The following is a 17,178-nucleotide window of genomic DNA, read 5'->3' on the forward strand; positions in this document are numbered from 1 at the left end:
CAAAAGGGTGCTTAACTGCGAGACAGACACGTCGAGCAGGTGCGAAAGCAGGTCTTAGTGATCCGGTGGTTCTGTATGGAAGGGCCATCGCTCAACGGATAAAAGGTACTCCGGGGATAACAGGCTGATACTGCCCAAGAGTCCATATCGACGGCAGTGTTTGGCACCTCGATGTCGGCTCATCACATCCTGGGGCTGAAGCAGGTCCCAAGGGTATGGCTGTTCGCCATTTAAAGTGGTACGCGAGCTGGGTTTAGAACGTCGTGAGACAGTTCGGTCCCTATCTGCCGTGGGCGTCGGAGATTTGACAGGATCTGTCCTTAGTACGAGAGGACCGGGATGGACGCACCTCTGGTGTTCCGGTTGTCACGCCAGTGGCATTGCCGGGTAGCTATGTGCGGAAGGGATAACCGCTGAAAGCATCTAAGCGGGAAACCCACCTGAAGATTAGATCTCCCTGGACCCTCGAGGTCCCTAAAGGGCCGTTGAAGACTACAACGTTGATAGGCTGGGTGTGGAAGCGCGGTAACGCGTGCAGCTAACCAGTACTAATTGCCCGTGCGGCTTGACCATATAACACCCAAGGTGTTGATGGTTGGTCTCGTCTGACACATCACTGTTGTACACATCACCTAGAATGCATTCCGAATTCAGATGACGCAGCGTTCGCGCTGGGTGATCTGGCCAGTTTGTCTGGCGGCAATAGCGAGTAGGAACCACCCGATCCCATCCCGAACTCGGAAGTGAAACTGCTCTGCGCCGATGGTAGTGTGGGGCCTCCCCATGTGAGAGTAGGTCACCGCCAGGCATTAATCCGAAGCCCGGTTCCCAATATGGGGGCCGGGCTTTTTTTATGGCTGCAAACGCAGGCATGATCCTGAATGCACCTTCGCCCAGGCGAATAGAGACGGTTTGAAGAGATGGCTCGAGGCAAGAAACGGACAGACGGTGGGTTGGTGACGGTCGGGTTGGTGCTGATCGGGATCGGGACCTACGCGGTACTCGGGGGCGAGGTCGCGTTTACACCGATTGCGCCTCGCGAGGGTTCGGGCTTTGGCGGGCCGATCGCGACCATTATCGGGCTGGCCTTCATTGCGGGCGGGGTGTATTTCCTGCGGGAGTCACGCCGCTAGCCAGAGTTATGGTCAAGTCTGGTGTATGAGCGATGGCGGGTTCAGGCGGCGCTCCGGTCGGTGATGGAGGATGCCTCGTCGTTGGTCGGTTCGGTCTGCTCGATGCCGTCGATGAACTTGACCCCGCGCTCGAGCTTGTCGAGCCATTCGTAACCCCGGAGCCGACGCCAGCGCTTCTGCGTGCTCTGACCGAGCTTGAACGTCAGGCTCAAGACGGTGTTGCGGGTCACGCAGCCCCGGGTCTTGTCGGTGCGCAGCCGCACGGTGGCGAAGGTCGATTCGATCGGATTGGTGGTCCGGATCGACTGCCAGTGCGCGGCTGGGAAGTCGTAGAACGCGAGCAGGTCTTCCCGGTCCTTGGCCAGCGTCTCGGCGGCTTTCGGGTACTTGTCGCCGTAGGCGGTCAGGAAGGCGTCGAAGGCCTGTTCGGCGTCGGCGCGGGTCTCGGCCATCCAGATCGCCTGCAAGGCGGACTTGGCCTTGGGCTGACTGCGCTTGGGCAGCCGGTTCAGCACATTGGCGGTCTTGTGGACCCAGCAGCGCTGGCGGCGGGTGTCCGGGTAGACCCGGGCCAGGGCCTTCCAGAAGCCCAGCGCGCCATCGCCGATGGCGAGCTTCGGGCCGTTCGCGAGGCCCTGATGATCCCGCAGGCGCACCAGCAGTTCGTACCAGCTCTGCTCGGACTCGCGCATCCCGTCGTCGAGGGCAACAAACTCCTTGGTCCCGTCGGGCAGGACCCCGATGATGACCAGCACACAGGCGCGTTCGTCGTCCTCCCCGCGCAGGTTGAAGTGGATACCGTCCGCCCACCAGTAGCTGTAGCGGTAGGCGCGGAGATCACGCTCGCGCCATTCGGCGTGCTCGGTCAGCCACTGCTGCTTGAGGCGGCCCAGTGTCGAGGCCGACAGCCCCTGGGCCTGCTCGCCCAGCAGCGCGCTCAGCGCCTCCTGGAAGTCGCCCGAGGACACCCCCTTGAGATAGAGCCAGGGCAGCAGCTCCTCGACCGAGCGCGCCCGGCGCAGATACGGGGGCAGCAGGCTCGACGTGAAGTGCCGGCCACCGCCGGACCGATCCCGGGTCTTCGGCACCTGCACCGGTACATCGCCGATGCCGGTCTGAACCCGGCGCTGGGGCTGATAGCCATTGCGTACGACCGCCCGGCGACCGTCCGGCATGCGATCCTCCGCGTAGGTCTCCATGAACGTCCGCAACTCTGCCTCCACCGCTTGCTGGATCAGATCCCGCGCCCCGCGGCGCAGCAGATCGGTCAACGGGTCCTCTGGTCCGTTCGGGTTCTCTGTCGTATCGTGAGCCATGTTGGCGTATCTCCTCTGGCTGGCTGGTTGGTCGCACTTCCATTCCAGCCGGATACGCCGCCTTCCTCAATCCCCCCGTACACCACTTTTGACAGTAACTCCGCTAGCCATCGGTCTACCGGTAGGGCGCGGGCGGAACAAGAGCGCTGGCTAGGGGATGCAGCGCCATTCAAAGCCGTGGTCCTGGGATGCGATTGCGATCTCGTCGCGACTGGCACCGACGCCCTCGCATAAGGCCTGCTCGGCCAACTCGGGGCGATTATTGTCGCTCGAAAGGTGCATTCCGATCAGGTGTTCCAACTTGGATGTGTCGGCGCTTTGAAGGAGTCGGGTCGCGTCGTGGTTGGGCAGGTGTCCGTACCCATCAGCGATGCGTCGTTTGAGCTTGGCCGGGTATCGACCGGACGCGAGCATCTCCGGGCAGTGGTTGCATTCGAGCAGGAGGCCCTGGGCGCCGGAGGCAGTGTCGATCATGTGAGGTGAAATGTGGCCAGCATCGGTCATCAGGACGAGACGGGACGCGCCGTCGGAAAAGGCAAACTGGGTTGGTTCGCGGGCGTCATGCGGGACTGTATAGGGGATGATCAGGGCGTCATCCAGCTCGACCGGGATATCCGGCTGAATCTCTTCGAGGTGTGCAAATGCGCTGTCGCGCGCCGCCAGGCGGGTTCCGGCTGAGGCATAGACGCGCAGGTCATAGCGTCGGGAGAGAGCCGGCGCAGATCCCAGGTGGTCGCCGTGTTCGTGGGTGACGAACACGGCGTCGAGGTCAGAGGCAGCACGCCCCTGACGTGCGAGGCGGCGCTCAATCTCCTGTACGGAAAATCCGCAGTCCACCAGCAGACGAGTCGACCCGATTTCGACCACGAGCGCGTTGCCGCCACTCCCGCTGCCAAGTGAACAGAATCGGATCACGCGCTACTCCGAAGGTAAATGCAGGGTGGGCTACTGGCGCACGCTATCAGGGTTCCGCGGCCGGGGGGGTACGTGCTCCATCCGGCCACATCTTCGCTGAAGTGGTCCCCGTGCGCGTCCTACCGCTGCATCTGCGTCTGAATACGCTCGAGCACAAACTCGGCGTCACGATTGCTCAGGCGGTCACCTTCAATGTCGCGTGCCTCGATCAACAGGTCGCCATCGCCTCGATCCTCCAGGCGGATCTGGTAGCGTTCGTTTTCGCGGCGGTCTCCGCCGCGACCGAAGATGCGGCCGAAGAAACCGGGCTCGTCGCGGTCGCCGGTCATGTCCGGTCGGTAGGTGACCTCGTAGATGCCGGCCTGGCGGTCCTGTTCGTCCACCAGCAATCCGGCACGGTCCAGGAAGGTGCCCAGTTGGCGCCAGACGCGTTCATATTCACCGCCCAGCAGCAGGGCGGGCGAACCATCCTGTTCCGTCATCTGCAGTTCGGTGGGACGGTCGACGAGAGTCTCGGCAACGCGTGCGCCCCCTTCACCCGGATCGCCGGTGGTGAGGTAAACCAGCAGGCGGTTCAGCATCTCGGCTTCGAGTTCCGGGTCCGACGGGCGCATGGCCCAGCGCCAGGACTGGCCCTCGGCCTGTTCTTCGGCACCCCGGTGGGTGATATAGATTTCCGACTGTCCGTTGACGCGCTCGACGCGCATCCGGTACTGGTCCCGGGTGTTGGCGTCGTACACGTTGCCAAGGGCGCGCGCGAAGATGTTCTGCGTGCCACGCAGCGGGATGCCGGCGCGATCTTCGGCCCACTCGGTCTGCATCACGCCCACCTGTGGTTCGTTGCGTTCGAGCCGGAGGTTCTGGCTGTCCCAGAAGGCGACCAAACGGTCCCAGATCTCGCCGGGATCGCCGTCGACCTGGAGCCAGCGCGTGCCCCCGTCGCGCATGAGCTGCACCTCGGCGGACTCCGGCAGTACCTGGACGGTGCGGGTCGGGGCGCCGGGCTGGGCCTGCGCGGGCTGTTGCTGGCGCTGGGCGGTGTCCTGCTGCATGTCGCGGGCACTGATGCGGCCGCCCGGGTCATCGGGCAGGCGGTAGGCCCGTTCGGTATCAGGCGCGATCAGATCCGGCGGGACTTCAAGGTCCTCCATCTGCCGGCTCATTTCGTATTCCGGGCCGGACTGGCGATCACCGCCCCAGCCTCCGCAACCAGCGACGGCGAGACCCGTGGCGATCGCGAGGGTGGCGCGCGTGGCGGAGTGGTAGGGCTTGAAAGGCAATTTCATGATCGGGCTCAGACCTCAATGCCGGCTTGGCGCATCGCGTCCAGTACCGGTGCATGGAACGGTTCGGAAAGGGGTGTCAGAGGCAGGCGGATACCTTCCTCTATCATCCCCATGCGCTGCAAGGCCCATTTTACCGGGATGGGATTCGCTTCGAGAAAGAGGGCCGAATGCAGGCCGTCGAGCTGGCGATTGATCTCGCGCGCTTCGTCCGCGTGGCCCTCGCGCACGGCTCGGCACATGCGAGACATCAGTGCCGGCGCGACATTGGCCGTCACCGAGATGACGCCCTGCCCTCCGGCCAGCATGAACGCGAGACCATTGGCGTCTTCGCCACTGAACAGGTCCAATCGCCCCCCCACGCGCTGGACAAGCTCCGCGGTGCGCTCGTTATTGCCCGTTGCCTCCTTGAGCCCGACGATGTTGGGGATGTCGGCCAGGCGTTCGACCGTCTCGGGGAGCATGTCGACGGCCGTGCGTCCCGGGACGTTATAGAGGATCTGCGGGATATCCACGGCCTCGGCGATGGCCTTGTGGTGCAGATACAAGCCCTCCTGTGTGGGCTTGTTGTAGTACGGGGATACCAGCAGGCAGGCATCAGCGCCGGCCTCGCGGGCGCAGCGCGTGAGGGCGATCGCCTCGCGCGTGGAGTTCGCGCCGGTGCCGGCGATGACCGGCAGGCGACCGCCCACGGTCTTGACCGTATGGGCAATCGCTTCGCAGTGTTCGTCGAAATCGAGGGTGGCGGATTCGCCGGTAGTACCGACCGCTACGATGGCGTCGGTTCCGGCCTCGATGTGGAATTCGAGGAGCCGATCAAGCGCCGGCCAGTCAAGACTGCCGTCCGCGTGCATCGGGGTCGCCAGTGCGACCATGCTGCCTTGAAACATCGACTCCTCCAGCGACGGTAATGGTGCAGTCTAACGGGCGCGCGACAAGGCGTTCAAGAAGCCGCGCGAAGCCCCCGTCTGGATGACCCTTCCATGCCACCCCGACCGTTGGCGCCACCAGGGCGAGGTGGTATGTTCCCAGCCATCATGCCCGCAGATGCATCCAACCCGTCCAGCATTGCCTCAGGCCTTTGGCCGTTCGGCGGCGCTCTGCGCTCCAGGGGCCGGCATGGCTGAGGTCGTCGGGGCCGGCTCGCACACCCATCTGATCCTGAACCTGATCGGACCCGATCAGCCTGGCCTGGTGGCCGGCGTCACGCGGGTAATCGTCGATACAGGCTGCAACCTGGAGTCCAGCCGCATTACGACCCTGGACGGCTATTGCTGCATGGCGCTGAGCGCCAGCGGCAACTGGAAGACCCTCGCCACGCTGGAATCCCGCCTGGAACGGCTGGAGGCCGAGCTGGATCTCGCGATCACCGTGCGCCGTGGGCCGCTGGATGAGTCCAGCCAGCCCGCGATGGCCTATGCGGTGGACGTGGTCGCGCTGGACGCCCCGGGGCTGGTCAATGCCCTGGCCGATTTCTTCACCAGCCGTGGCGTGAACCTGCGCGATGTGCAGACGCGCGTCTATACCGCTCAGCACACGGGGGCGCGCATGTTCGCCGCCAACATGGTGGTGGACATCCCGGCGGGACAGCACCTGGCCAGCCTGCGCGGCGAATTCATGGATTTTTGCGACGAACTGAACCTGGACGGGGTGCTGGATCCGATCAAGGCCTGATCCGATCCGGGGCTGTCCGGCCCAACCTCGACACGGAGTGACAGCTGATGACGATCGCCATTGACCAGACCGTTCCCGAAGACCTGCGCGTGCCCGCCACCGGCGAGCAGACCCTGGGCCCGGGTGATTTTCGCGGCAAGGTCGTGGTGCTCTATTTCTACCCGAAGGACAGCACCCCGGGCTGCACCAACGAAAGCCGCGATTTTGCCGCCAACAAGGCCGCGTTCGACGCCGCCGGCGCCGTCATCCTCGGGGTTTCGCGCGACAGCGTGAAAAGCCACGAGAACTTCCGCACCAAACAGGAGTTGCCGTTCGACCTGCTGAGCGACGCCGACGAGCAGTTGTGCGAGGCGTTTGACGTAATCAAGATGAAGAACATGTACGGCAAGCAGGTGCGCGGTATCGAACGCTCCACTTTCCTGATCGACGAGCAGGGCGTGCTGCGCCGGGAATGGCGCAAGGTCAAGGTGCCGGGGCATGTGGACGAGGTCCTGGCCGCGGTGCGCGAGATGGCCGGCCAGTGAGGCGCCGCGCGAATTCTTCGAGAGCACTGGCAGTAGACGTTCGACCCATTTGTTTTCGACTCACCCCGGCCGCGGAGGCGCCATGAGCGAAACACCGGAGGACCCGAAACGCCTGTTTGTCCTGGACACCAATGTCCTGATGCACGATCCCACCGCGCTGTTCCGCTTCAAGGAACACGACATCTTCCTGCCCATGGTCGTGCTCGAGGAGCTCGACCGCGGCAAGAAGGGGGTCTCCGAGGTCGCGCGCAACGTGCGCCAGGTCTCGCGCTTTATCGACGAGTTGATGAGTGGCGCGACCCACGAGCAGATCGCCGCCGGGTTGCCGCTACAGGCCGAATCGCTCAGCGAGTCGACGCTTGCACCCTCCGGGCGGCTGTTTTTTCAGACCCGCAATCTGACCTCGCGCCTGCCGGACTCGCTGCCCGGCTCGACGCCGGACAACGACATCCTGGCCACCGCCCAGGCACTCAAGACGGAGTGGTCGGATCTCCCGGTCACGCTGGTCTCCAAGGACATCAACCTGCGCATCAAGGCGGCGGTGATCGGCCTGCACGCGGAGGACTACTACAACGACCAGGTCCTGGACGACGTCAGTCTGCTGTTCTCCGGCATGACCGAGCTGCCGGCGGACTTCTGGGAGACCCACGGGGCCAAGATGGACTCCTGGCAGGAGTCCGGCCGGACCTACTACCGGGTCACCGGACCCCTGGTCAGCGAGTGGCAGCCCAACCAGTTCGTGTACCGCGAGGGGGAGAACCCGCTGTCCGCGATCGTGCTGGAGATCGATCAGCCGAACGAGTCCGCGGTGATCGAGCTGGTGGACGACTACATGACCCCGCGCCACAGCGTCTGGGGTATCAATGCCCGCAACCGCGAGCAGAACTACGCCCTGAACCTGCTGATGGACCCGGAGGTGGATTTCGTCTCCCTGCTGGGGGCTGCCGGCACCGGCAAGACCCTGCTGGCGCTGGCCGCGGGGCTCGCGCAGACGCTGGAGGACAACACCTACAAGGAGATCATAATGACCCGGGTCACGGTCCCGGTGGGCGAGGATATCGGCTTCCTGCCCGGGACCGAGGAGGAAAAGATGACCCCCTGGATGGGCGCACTGATGGACAACCTCGAGGTGCTCGCCAAGTCCGAGGGTGCGGGCGACTGGGGGCGGGCGGCCACGAACGACGTGCTGACCAGCCGCATCAAGATCCGCTCGCTGAATTTCATGCGCGGGCGCACCTTCCTCAACCGATACATCATCCTCGACGAGGCGCAGAACCTGACCTCCAAGCAGATGAAGACCCTGGTCACCCGCGCCGGGCCGGGCACCAAGGTGGTGGCGCTGGGCAACATCGCGCAGATCGACACCCCGTACCTGACCGAGACCTCGTCCGGCCTGACCTACGTGGTGGACCGCTTCCGCAACTGGACCCACAGCGGCCACATCACGCTCACCCGCGGCGAGCGCTCGCGGCTGGCGGACTACGCCTCGAATCATCTTTAGGGAAACACTGATTAATGTGCACGCTCGCGCTCGAGTCGCTTTTGCGTGCGAACAAGGCGCGGTGACTGCCGTGCAGCACTCTGCACAAAGGAACCGCAACGCCGTTCCCACGCAAAAGCGGCCGAGCCCCTGCTTTGAATGGCTTGTGGGGTTGGCACCCCAGGTTCCCCGATCCTGCGTTGCGCCGCTTGCGGGTAGAACCACTACCCGCTGCGCGACGCGCCTGGTCTCGGAAAACCTGGGGTACCAACGCGAGCGTGTACATTAATCAGTGTTTCCCCAGGGGTTGTCGGATGCGCCCCGTCGTTGCGGGGCGCAAGAGGAGGGACTAGCCGTCCTCGCTGTAGCGTACGCAGGCGCGGTCGGTCTCCCACAGGGTCAGCGCGTGCATGCGCAGGCCCGGGCGGTTCAGGCGTTCGGACATCTGACGGAAGAACCACTGCGCGATGTTCTCGGCGGTCGGGTTGACCGTGTCAAACGGCGGGACGTCGTTCAGATAGCGGTGGTCCAGTTGCCCGGCGATCTCGCGCGCGGCGGTCTTGACCACCTTGAAGTCCACCGCCATGCCGGCGTCGTCCAGGGTCTCGGCCTGGACTTCGGCCTCCACCTTCCAGTTGTGTCCGTGCATGTTCGCGCACTGCCCCGGGTAGTCGCGCAGGGTATGCGCGGAGGCAAAGTCGGTCAGGACACGAAGGGTGTAGCGGGCACTCATGATCTTTTCCGGGCGAGCGGCCGTCGCCGGCCGGGGTTGTGTCAGCCCGCGAAGCCTAGCCGGCCGTTGTCTTCGGCGCAATTCTCCTGCCCGGATGCGTGGCGAATCGCGGCCAGCACGCCCTCGGTGTCGAGGCCGCAGTCGGCCAGGATCTGTTCGCGCGAGCCGTGTTCGGTGAAGACGTCCGGGATGCCCAGTACCTGACAGGGCAGGGTCAGGCCCTCGGCGGACAGCCATTCCAGCACCGCGCTGCCGGCGCCACCGGCTCGGGCATGATCCTCGAGCGCCACGAAGCGTTCGTGGCTGGAGGCCAGCCGCGCCAGCAGTTCGGTGTCGAGTGGCTTGATAAAGCGCATGCTCACCACGGTCGCATCCAGCGCTTCGCCGGCGGCCAGGGCGGTCTCCAGCAGCGCGCCGAAGCTGAGGATCGCCAGACCCCGGCCCTCGCGTACGACCTCGGCGCGTCCGATCGGCAGGGTCTCCAAATCCTCGCTGCCCCCTTCCGGCAGGACGCCGGGGCCGCCCCCGCGCGGATAGCGCACCGCCGCCGGGCCCTCGTAGGCGTAGCCAGTGGACAGCATCTGGCGGCACTCGCGCTCGCTGGCCGGGGCCATCAGCAGCATGTTGGGGACACTGCGCAGCAGCGCGGTATCGAAGGTGCCGGCATGGGTCGGGCCATCAGCGCCAACGATCCCCGCGCGGTCGACCGCGAACAGTACCGGGAGTTTTTGCAGGGCGACGTCGTGGATCACCTGGTCCATCGCCCGCTGCAGGAAGGTCGAGTAGATCGCGACCACGGGCTTCTGTCCCTCGCAGGCCATGCCGGCGGCTAGCGTGACCGCGTGCTGCTCGGCGATTCCGACATCGAAGTAGCGCTCGGGGAACTGCTCGGAGAAGGCGACCAGGCCGGAACCCTCGCGCATCGCCGGGGTAATGCCCAGCAGGCGCTCGTCGGCCGCGGCCTGATCGCAAAGCCACTGGCTGAAGATGTCGGTATAGGTCGGTGCCTTCGGGCCCGAGGGCTTCAGGCCGTTTTCCGGCTCGAACTTGGAGACCCCGTGGTAGCGGCAGGGATCTTCCTCGGCCGGGGCGTAGCCCTGTCCCTTGCGCGTAACCACATGCAGCAGCTGTGGGCCGTGGCCGCCGCGCAGGTTCTTCAGGATCGATACCAGGCCGTTTACGTCGTGCCCGTCCACGGGGCCGAAATAGCGAAAACCCAGCTCCTCGAACAGCGTGCCAGGTACCAGCATGCCCTTCATGTGTTCCTCGGCGCGCTCGGCGAAGGCCTTCACCGGCGGGACGAACTCCAGCATGCGCTTGGAGCCCTCGCGCACCGAGCTGTAGATGCGTCCGGACAGCAGGCGAGTGAAGTACTGGTTCATCGCGCCGACGTTGGGCGAGATCGACATGTCGTTGTCGTTCAGGATGACCAGCAGATTGCAGTCAAGATCGCCGATATGGTTGAGCGCCTCGAAGGCCATGCCGGCGGTCATCGCCCCGTCGCCGATCACCGCGACATGGCGGCGGTCCAGTCCGGCGTGCTTGGCCGCCAGGGCCATCCCGGCGGCCGCGCTGATCGAGGTGCTGGAATGCCCGGCCCCGAAGGCGTCGTATTCGCTCTCCGCACGCTTGGGGAACCCGGCCAGTCCGCCGTACTGGCGCAGACTGGCCATGCCGGCCCGCCGCCCGGTCAGGATCTTGTGCGCGTAGGCCTGGTGGCCGACATCCCACACAATGCGATCATCCGGGGTGTTGAACGCGTAGTGCAGCGCGATCGCGAGCTCCACCGTGCCCAGGTTGGCGGCCAGGTGCCCGCCCGTGCGCGAGACGCTCTCGATCAGGAACTGGCGCAGCTCGCCGGCCAGGCCGGGCAGTTCCGAGGCCGGGTGTGCCCGCAGGTCGGCGGGCCATTCGATTGCATCCAGCAGGGGCGTGGGGGTCATGGGCAGGCCGTATCAGTTCATGCGGTCGACGATGTACCGCGCGAGGAAGCGAAGCAAGTCCGCCTCCTGGCCAAAGGGTTGCAGCTCGGCCAGCGCTTCGTCGACCAGGGCCACCGCGCGCTCGCGCGAAGCCTCCAGGCCCTGCAGCGAGGGAAAGGTGGCCTTGTCCAGTCGGGCATCCGCGCCGCAGGCCTTGCCGAGCACCTCCGGGTCACCCTCCACGTCGAGCACGTCATCGCGGATCTGGAAGGCCAGGCCAATGCATTCGGCGTAGCGGGTCAGGTGGCCAAGGGCGTCCCCCGGAACGCCGCCGGCGATGGCGCCCAGGCGCACCGAGACCCGGATCAGGGCACCGGTCTTGAGCCGGTGCATGCGCTCCAGTTCCGCCAGATCGATTGGCTTGCCGCAGGCGCCAAGGTCGATGGCCTGACCGCCGGCCATGCCGTGCAGGCCCGCTGCATGCGCGAGCTCGGCCAGGGCATCCAGAGCGGCTGTCCCGGGCAGGGCGCGCACGCCGGCGGTCATGATCTCGAAGGCGCAAGCCTGTAGTGCATCCCCGGCGAGGATGGCGGTGGCCTCGTCGAACGCACGGTGGCAGGTGGGCCGGCCACGGCGCAGGTCGTCGTTGTCCATCGCCGGAAGGTCGTCGTGGATCAGCGAATAGACATGGACCATCTCCACGGCCGCCGCCATCGCATCAAGCACGTCATCGGGGGCGCCGCAGGTGGCCCCGGCCGCGTATACCAGTACCGGTCGCAGGCGCTTGCCGCCGGAGAGGGTGGCATAGCGCATGGCCTCGATGAGCCGCGGGTCCGGGGCAGAGTCGGCCGCCAGGCGCTGGTCGAGTACGGTCTCGATACGACGCTGATAGGCTTTCAGCGCCTCGGATGGGTCAGGGGTGGCCAAGGCAGGATCCTAGAACGGGACGTCGTCGGGGTCGGTCGGGGTGCCGGCGGCGCTCCCGGACACCGTGCCCTGCTCCGCTGGCGCGCTGGCGAGTTTTTCAATGCGTGCCTGGGCGTCGTCCAGCGCCTTCTGGCAGAGGCCGACCAGCTCCATGCCGCGCTGGAATTCCTCCAGCGACTGTTCCAGGCCCAGTTCGCCGGACTCCATCCGCGCCACCAGGGCCTCCAGGGCCTCCAGGCTGGCTTCGAACTCGGCAGGGCTGTCGGTGGATGTGTCGGTCATGGTGTCGGATTACGTTTGGGTTCTTATTGGATCGCGGGGGCCAAAAGGTGAGAAAGTATCCGATCCGCCGCGGCGAGGAAAGAAGCCGGGATACCGGGGGCTTGAGTTTCGTGACCGTGCCCCCACGGTCACCGGGGCAATCGGTTGACATGCGACCGGGTGCTGACTAGAGTTTCGAAGTGGTTTAGACACAGTCTAAATGTCCGGTCTGCGCAGCGGTCGCATCGGTGTGCAGATCTTAACCAGCAAGAGGAGAGACCCATGGAACTGAAAGGTAGCAAGACCGAAGAAGCCCTCAAGGAGGCCTTTGCCGGCGAATCGATGGCCAACCGTCGTTACCTGTACTTCGCTTCCAAGGCGGACGTGGAAGGCTACAACGACGTCGCGACCGTGTTCCGTTCCACCGCCGAAGGCGAAACCGGCCACGCCCACGGTCACCTTGAGTACCTCGAGAGCTGCGGCGACCCGGCCACTGGTCTGGAGTTCGGCTCCACCGCCGCGAACCTGAAGACCGCCGTTGCCGGCGAGACCCATGAGTACACCGATATGTACCCGGGTATGGCCAAGACCGCCCGCGACGAAGGCTTCGACGAAGTCGCCGACTGGTTCGAGACCCTGGCCAAGGCGGAGCGTTCCCACGCCAACCGCTTCCAGAAGGCCCTGGACCAGCTGGACGACTGATCGTCCGGTAGTAACGGAAGCATGCGGGGCCGGTACTCCGGCCCCGTTTTCCGGGAGGTACGGAACAGCCTGTGAAGTCAGCCCTGCGGCTGCGTTCGCACGTTGTTCCGTGTTTCCCTCGAAGCATCGTCACTGATACGGATACCGGAGGGATGCATGTCTGCGCCGACGCACCAACGTGAAGGAAGTCTGGAAGCCCCGACCCGCCATCCGCTGGACTGGAAGAATCCCGAGTTCTACAACGAGGAATCGTTGTTCGCCGAGCTGGAGCGGGTCTACGACATCTGTCACGGCTGCCGGCGTTGCGTCAGCCTCTGCAATTCGTTCCCCACGCTGTTCGACCTGGTCGACGAATCCGAGACCATGGAGGTCGACGGGGTCGACAGGAAGGACTACTGGAAGGTGGTCGATCACTGCTACCTGTGTGATCTGTGCTACCTGACCAAGTGCCCCTACGTGCCCCCGCACGAATGGAACGTCGACTTCCCGCACCTGATGCTGCGGGCCAAAGCCGTGCGTTTCCAGAAAGAGGGAGCGAAGGCCGCGCACAAGTTCATGTCCAGCACCGATACCGTCGGCAAGCTGGCGGGCATCCCGGTGGTCGCCGGCGTAGTCAACGCCGCGAACAAGAACGGCGCAATGCGGAAGGTGCTGGACAAGACTATGGGCGTGCACCCGGATGCCCCGGTCCCCGAATACCACTCGAGCAAGGGTCGTTCGCGCATGGCGAAGGTTGCCAAGGGGGTTAGCAACCCCGAGCCGGCCGGTGCCACCCAGGGCAAGGTCGCCCTCTACGCTACCTGCTACGGCAACTACAACGAGCCGCACCTGGTGGAGGACCTAGTCAAGGTCTTCGAGCATAACGGCATCGAGGTCACCCTGGTCGAGAAAGAGCAGTGCTGCGGCATGCCCAAGCTCGAACTGGGCGACCTGAAGGCGGTCGAGTCCGCGAAGGATGCGAACATCCCGGCGATGAAGCGCATGATCGATCAGGGCTATGACATTGTCGCGCCGGTCCCCTCCTGCGTGCTGATGTACAAGCAGGAATTGCCGCTGATGTTCCCGGACGAGCCCGATGTCGCCGCCGTGCGCGATCGTATCTTCGACCCGTTCGAATACCTGATGGAGCGCCACAAGGAAGGCAAGCTGAAGACCGATTTCCCCGAGAAGCTCGGCAAGATCGCCTACCACGCGGCCTGTCACCTGCGGGTCCAGAACATGGGCCTGAAGACCCGTGACCTGCTGAAGCTCGTGCCGGATACCGAGATCGACGTGATCGAACGCTGCTCCGGGCACGATGGCACCTATGGTGTTAAGAGCGAGTTCTACGAGACCGCGGCCAAGATCTGCCGCCCGGTGGTGAACCGGGTGCAGAAGGCCGAGTCCGATCACTACTCGAGTGACTGCCCGATGGCCGGGCACATGATCGAGAACGGGCTGCAGGGCAAGGGCGAGGACAAGGCGCCCGAACACCCGCTGACCCTGCTGCGCCAGGCCTACGGCCTGTAGCGCCGGGCATCGGCTACTAGCAACACGATGCGCGCCCGCCGAGGCGCCACGGATGGAGACACGAAATGGCCAGTGACAGCTACCACGAACCCGTCGAGGAACTGAGCGACGAGTCGCGCGGGATGCATCGCGCCATCGTCTCGCTGATGGAAGAGCTCGAGGCGGTGGACTGGTACCAGCAGCGCATCGATGCCTGCAAGAACGAGGAACTCAAGGCGATCCTCGCGCACAACCGCGACGAGGAGATCGAACATGCGGCGATGGTGCTGGAGTGGATCCGTCGCCATAACCCGGTGTTCGACCATGAACTGAAAGACAACCTCTGGTCCGACAAGGACTACACGAAGATGGGACACCACGACCACTGAGGGGTCCTGCGGACCAGTCCGACGTGACGGAGGTAGCGAGATGGAGGCAAGTGTGGACAAGCTGAGTCGAGAAGACCTGTATTCGCTGGAGAAGTACCACGAGCTGCGGCCCCAGTTCCGCAACGAGGTCATGCAGCACAAGCGCAATCGCGTGGTGCAGGTGGGCCCGGCCGTGACCCTGCACTTCGAGGATCGCAAGACCATGCAGTACCAGATCCAGGAGATGCTGCGGGTCGAGAAGATTTTTGACGCCGAGGGCATCCAGGACGAGCTGGACGCCTACAACCCGCTGATCCCGGACGGCTCCAACTGGAAGGCGACCATGATGGTCGAGTATCCGGACGTGGACGAGCGCAAGGTCCAGCTGTCCAAGCTGATCGGGATCGAGCGCAAGACCTACGTGCAGGTCGAGGGCCATGACAAGGTCTACCCGATCGCGAACGAGGATCTGGACCGCGAGACTGACGACAAGACCTCGTCGGTGCACTTCCTGCGCTTCGAGCTGACCCCGGAGATGGTCTCCGCCGTGAAATCCGGTGCAGCCATCGCCATGGGGGTGGAGCACGAGAACTACAGCCACCGGCTGGACGCCGTCTCCGAGGGCACGCGCGAATCCCTCGCGTCCGACCTCGACGCCGTCAACTGACGCGGCCTTTTGACCGCTTCACCAAAGGCGCCTCCGGGCGCCTTTTTCGTTTCCGGCTTTTGCCGCGGCTGTTCAGGCTGGGCCTGGTTCGTCGTCTGGTGTTTACGATGGCTTCGTCCGGCCGCCTGCCAAGCGCTCACTCGCGAGCGCGCCGCGAGGTACTTTCTTGCTTGCCCAAGAAAGTACCCAAAGAAGGGCACCCGGATTCCGCCCGGGAACCTTGCTCCAGGGTCCTCGGGCCGGCGGCGCTGAAACTCGCTGCGCCTTCGGCTCCGCTCAGACAGTCAGCGCCTCTCTTCCGCCCCGAGGACCCTTCCGCAAGGGGCTTCATACGGGGGATGAAGGTCAAGACAACGGCGGTCCTGACGTTTGTGCGAATGGCTGGAGGCAAGGTGTTCCAACATCCTGGGCACGCGCGGCCTTCGGCCCTGGCGTGCCGCGCCTGCCAGTGGGCGCCAGAACCCGTCGTAGATACCGTCTTGCCCTATGAGGTGCAAGGCGTGTCATTTCGGGGTTGATACGGGGTTTGCGACTTGAGGACGCCGAAGGCGATGTGCAGGAGCTTGCGCATGGCCGCCCCGATGGCGGCCATCTTGGCTTTGCCCCGCCTCAGGAGGCGGTGGTACTGGCGCCGCACGTCCGGGTTGTAGCGGGTGGCCACCACAGCGGCCATGTAGAGCGTTTTGCGCAGCCGCCCCGAGCCGGCCTTCGCCAGCCGCGGGGGTCGCTGGACCGAGGTCCCGGACTCCTGCAGGACCGGTACCAGCCCATGGAACGCCGCCGCCTGCCGAGCACTCGTGAACGCACGGCTGCGCAACGTCGCGGCCATCGACGCCGACAACACCCGGCCGATGCCGGGGATGCTCTCCAGCAAGGCCCGATCCCGCTTGAGATGATCATGCGCGTCGAAGTGATCATCGATCTGCTGCTGTAGCCGACGGTGTTCCTCGCGCAGGGCTTGCAGCACGTTGTCGATCGACGCCTGGGCGAGGGTGTCCTCGCTGAACTGCGCCTTCTCCAGGCGATTCTCCTCGCGCCGGATGTCCTCCTCAAGGGCTTCCAGCCGGCTGAGCAGGCGCTTGAGCTCCCGCACCTCGGGCGGCTCGGGCTGCCAGCGCCGTGGCGCGCGCTCGATGCCGTAACGCGCCAGCATCATGCTGTCCTTGCGGTCGGTCTTGTTGCGCACCCCCATGCCCTGGGCGTGGAAGCGCACTTGGGCCGGGTTCAGCACATGGACCCGAACCCCCTGCTCATGCAGCCAGTAGGCCAGCGGTTCGTGATAGATGCCGGTGGCTTCCAGATACACCTGAAGCGTCTCGGGCGCTTCACCCGTGTTGCGCTGCAGCCAGCGCAGCAACTCCGGATACTGGTCCTGGCGGTTCGGGAATACCTTCGGCTTGACCTTGCCCGCCTCCAGATCCCGGACCCACATGCAGTCGAGCTTGTTCTTGCTGACATCAATGCCGATATGGGCCATCTCGTCCTCTCGCCTTGTCCGTACAGCCTCACCCGTCCCTTACGGGGGGCTTGGATACCGTTCAAACTTCGAGATGAAAAAGGACTCGGGGGCCCATCTACGGCACAGGTTCGTGACCTCAGGATGCGATCGGGTTACCCCGAGCCCGGTGCGGTCCATGGTAGCGATCCGTGAACCGCAAGACACAAGGATGCGGATGAGCGCAGCGAATCGCATCTGGGTTGCCCCGGCGTCGGAGTGGTGCGTTTCGCTGCGCTCAACGCACCCTACAGCTCGGGGCTTAGGACAGGTACGGGGACACCGTCGGT

17 protein-coding genes and 2 rRNA genes (1 of these 19 only partly in view) are annotated in these 17,178 nt (G+C 64.8%); 10 read left to right on the forward strand and 9 right to left on the reverse strand.

What is annotated here, in order from left to right; translation table 11 throughout:
• The 3 genes from TK90_RS02000 to TK90_RS02010 all read left to right on the forward strand — a co-directional run.
• Positions 1–573 (forward strand): 23S ribosomal RNA (locus TK90_RS02000); it begins 2,307 nt to the left of the window's first position.
• Between the two features lie 119 nt (positions 574–692).
• A 5S ribosomal RNA gene (gene rrf / locus TK90_RS02005) occupies positions 693–808 on the forward strand.
• 112 nt (positions 809–920) lie between these two features.
• A complete protein-coding gene (locus tag TK90_RS02010; protein WP_041444148.1) occupies positions 921–1,133 on the forward strand; it encodes a hypothetical protein in 213 nt (70 codons plus the stop codon).
• 41 nt (positions 1,134–1,174) lie between these two features.
• Here TK90_RS02010 and TK90_RS02015 read toward each other — a convergent pair whose 3' ends face one another.
• The 4 genes from TK90_RS02015 to dapA form a co-directional block, all read right to left on the reverse strand.
• Positions 1,175–2,449 (reverse strand): IS256 family transposase, encoded by a 1,275-nt coding sequence (locus tag TK90_RS02015; RefSeq protein WP_012981820.1) that lies wholly within the window; start codon positions 2,447–2,449, stop codon positions 1,175–1,177.
• A 150-nt stretch (positions 2,450–2,599) separates the two neighbouring features.
• Entirely contained in the window at positions 2,600–3,316 is a 717-nt protein-coding gene (locus TK90_RS02020; protein WP_244406391.1) for an MBL fold metallo-hydrolase, read from the reverse strand.
• Positions 3,317–3,483: 167 nt separating this feature from the next.
• Positions 3,484–4,650: an outer membrane protein assembly factor BamC gene (bamC, locus tag TK90_RS02025; protein WP_012981822.1), complete on the reverse strand. Its 1,167-nt coding sequence runs from the start codon at positions 4,648–4,650 to the stop codon at positions 3,484–3,486.
• Between the two features lie 8 nt (positions 4,651–4,658).
• Positions 4,659–5,537 (reverse strand): 4-hydroxy-tetrahydrodipicolinate synthase, encoded by an 879-nt coding sequence (gene dapA / locus TK90_RS02030; protein WP_012981823.1) that lies wholly within the window; start codon positions 5,535–5,537, stop codon positions 4,659–4,661.
• A 229-nt stretch (positions 5,538–5,766) separates the two neighbouring features.
• Between dapA and TK90_RS02035 the strand changes: the two genes are divergently transcribed.
• The 3 genes from TK90_RS02035 (at position 5,767) to TK90_RS02045 (ending at position 8,346) form a co-directional block, all read left to right on the forward strand.
• Complete coding sequence (locus TK90_RS02035; RefSeq protein WP_012981824.1) at positions 5,767–6,321, forward strand: glycine cleavage system protein R; 555 nt, start codon at positions 5,767–5,769, stop codon at positions 6,319–6,321.
• Positions 6,322–6,368: 47 nt separating this feature from the next.
• Complete coding sequence (locus TK90_RS02040) at positions 6,369–6,845, forward strand: peroxiredoxin (protein ID WP_012981825.1); 477 nt, start codon at positions 6,369–6,371, stop codon at positions 6,843–6,845.
• An 82-nt stretch (positions 6,846–6,927) separates the two neighbouring features.
• A complete protein-coding gene (locus TK90_RS02045) occupies positions 6,928–8,346 on the forward strand; it encodes a PhoH family protein (RefSeq protein ID WP_012981826.1) in 1,419 nt (472 codons plus the stop codon).
• 328 nt (positions 8,347–8,674) lie between these two features.
• Here the strand turns inward: TK90_RS02045 and queD are convergent, their stop codons facing one another.
• Genes queD through xseB form a run of 4 tightly spaced genes read right to left on the reverse strand, consistent with a single transcriptional unit; the run spans position 8,675 to position 12,189 of the window.
• Positions 8,675–9,058, reverse strand: a complete 384-nt coding sequence (queD, locus tag TK90_RS02050; protein WP_012981827.1) for a 6-carboxytetrahydropterin synthase QueD — start codon at positions 9,056–9,058, stop codon at positions 8,675–8,677.
• A 41-nt stretch (positions 9,059–9,099) separates the two neighbouring features.
• Positions 9,100–11,001 (reverse strand): 1-deoxy-D-xylulose-5-phosphate synthase, encoded by a 1,902-nt coding sequence (dxs, locus tag TK90_RS02055; RefSeq protein WP_012981828.1) that lies wholly within the window; start codon positions 10,999–11,001, stop codon positions 9,100–9,102.
• Positions 11,002–11,013: 12 nt separating this feature from the next.
• Entirely contained in the window at positions 11,014–11,907 is an 894-nt protein-coding gene (gene ispA, locus TK90_RS02060) for a (2E,6E)-farnesyl diphosphate synthase (protein WP_012981829.1), read from the reverse strand.
• Positions 11,908–11,916: 9 nt separating this feature from the next.
• Complete coding sequence (gene xseB / locus TK90_RS02065; RefSeq protein WP_012981830.1) at positions 11,917–12,189, reverse strand: exodeoxyribonuclease VII small subunit; 273 nt, start codon at positions 12,187–12,189, stop codon at positions 11,917–11,919.
• Between the two features lie 261 nt (positions 12,190–12,450).
• Between xseB and TK90_RS02070 the strand changes: the two genes are divergently transcribed.
• The 4 genes from TK90_RS02070 (at position 12,451) to TK90_RS02085 (ending at position 15,393) form a co-directional block, all read left to right on the forward strand.
• Positions 12,451–12,870, forward strand: a complete 420-nt coding sequence (locus TK90_RS02070; protein ID WP_012981831.1) for a rubrerythrin family protein — start codon at positions 12,451–12,453, stop codon at positions 12,868–12,870.
• A 156-nt stretch (positions 12,871–13,026) separates the two neighbouring features.
• Positions 13,027–14,379: a heterodisulfide reductase-related iron-sulfur binding cluster gene (locus tag TK90_RS02075; RefSeq protein ID WP_012981832.1), complete on the forward strand. Its 1,353-nt coding sequence runs from the start codon at positions 13,027–13,029 to the stop codon at positions 14,377–14,379.
• 65 nt (positions 14,380–14,444) lie between these two features.
• Positions 14,445–14,747 (forward strand): encapsulin-associated ferritin-like protein, encoded by a 303-nt coding sequence (locus TK90_RS02080; RefSeq protein ID WP_012981833.1) that lies wholly within the window; start codon positions 14,445–14,447, stop codon positions 14,745–14,747.
• 40 nt (positions 14,748–14,787) lie between these two features.
• Positions 14,788–15,393 (forward strand): DUF3501 family protein, encoded by a 606-nt coding sequence (locus TK90_RS02085; protein WP_012981834.1) that lies wholly within the window; start codon positions 14,788–14,790, stop codon positions 15,391–15,393.
• Positions 15,394–15,877: 484 nt separating this feature from the next.
• On the opposite strand, the gene TK90_RS02090 is transcribed toward TK90_RS02085, so the two are convergent.
• Positions 15,878–16,870: an IS110 family transposase gene (locus tag TK90_RS02090; RefSeq protein ID WP_012981835.1), complete on the reverse strand. Its 993-nt coding sequence runs from the start codon at positions 16,868–16,870 to the stop codon at positions 15,878–15,880.
• Positions 16,871–17,178 lie beyond the last annotated feature (308 nt).

The sequence above is a fragment of the Thioalkalivibrio sp. K90mix genome, from assembly GCF_000025545.1.
Classification (GTDB): domain Bacteria; phylum Pseudomonadota; class Gammaproteobacteria; order Ectothiorhodospirales; family Ectothiorhodospiraceae; genus Thioalkalivibrio.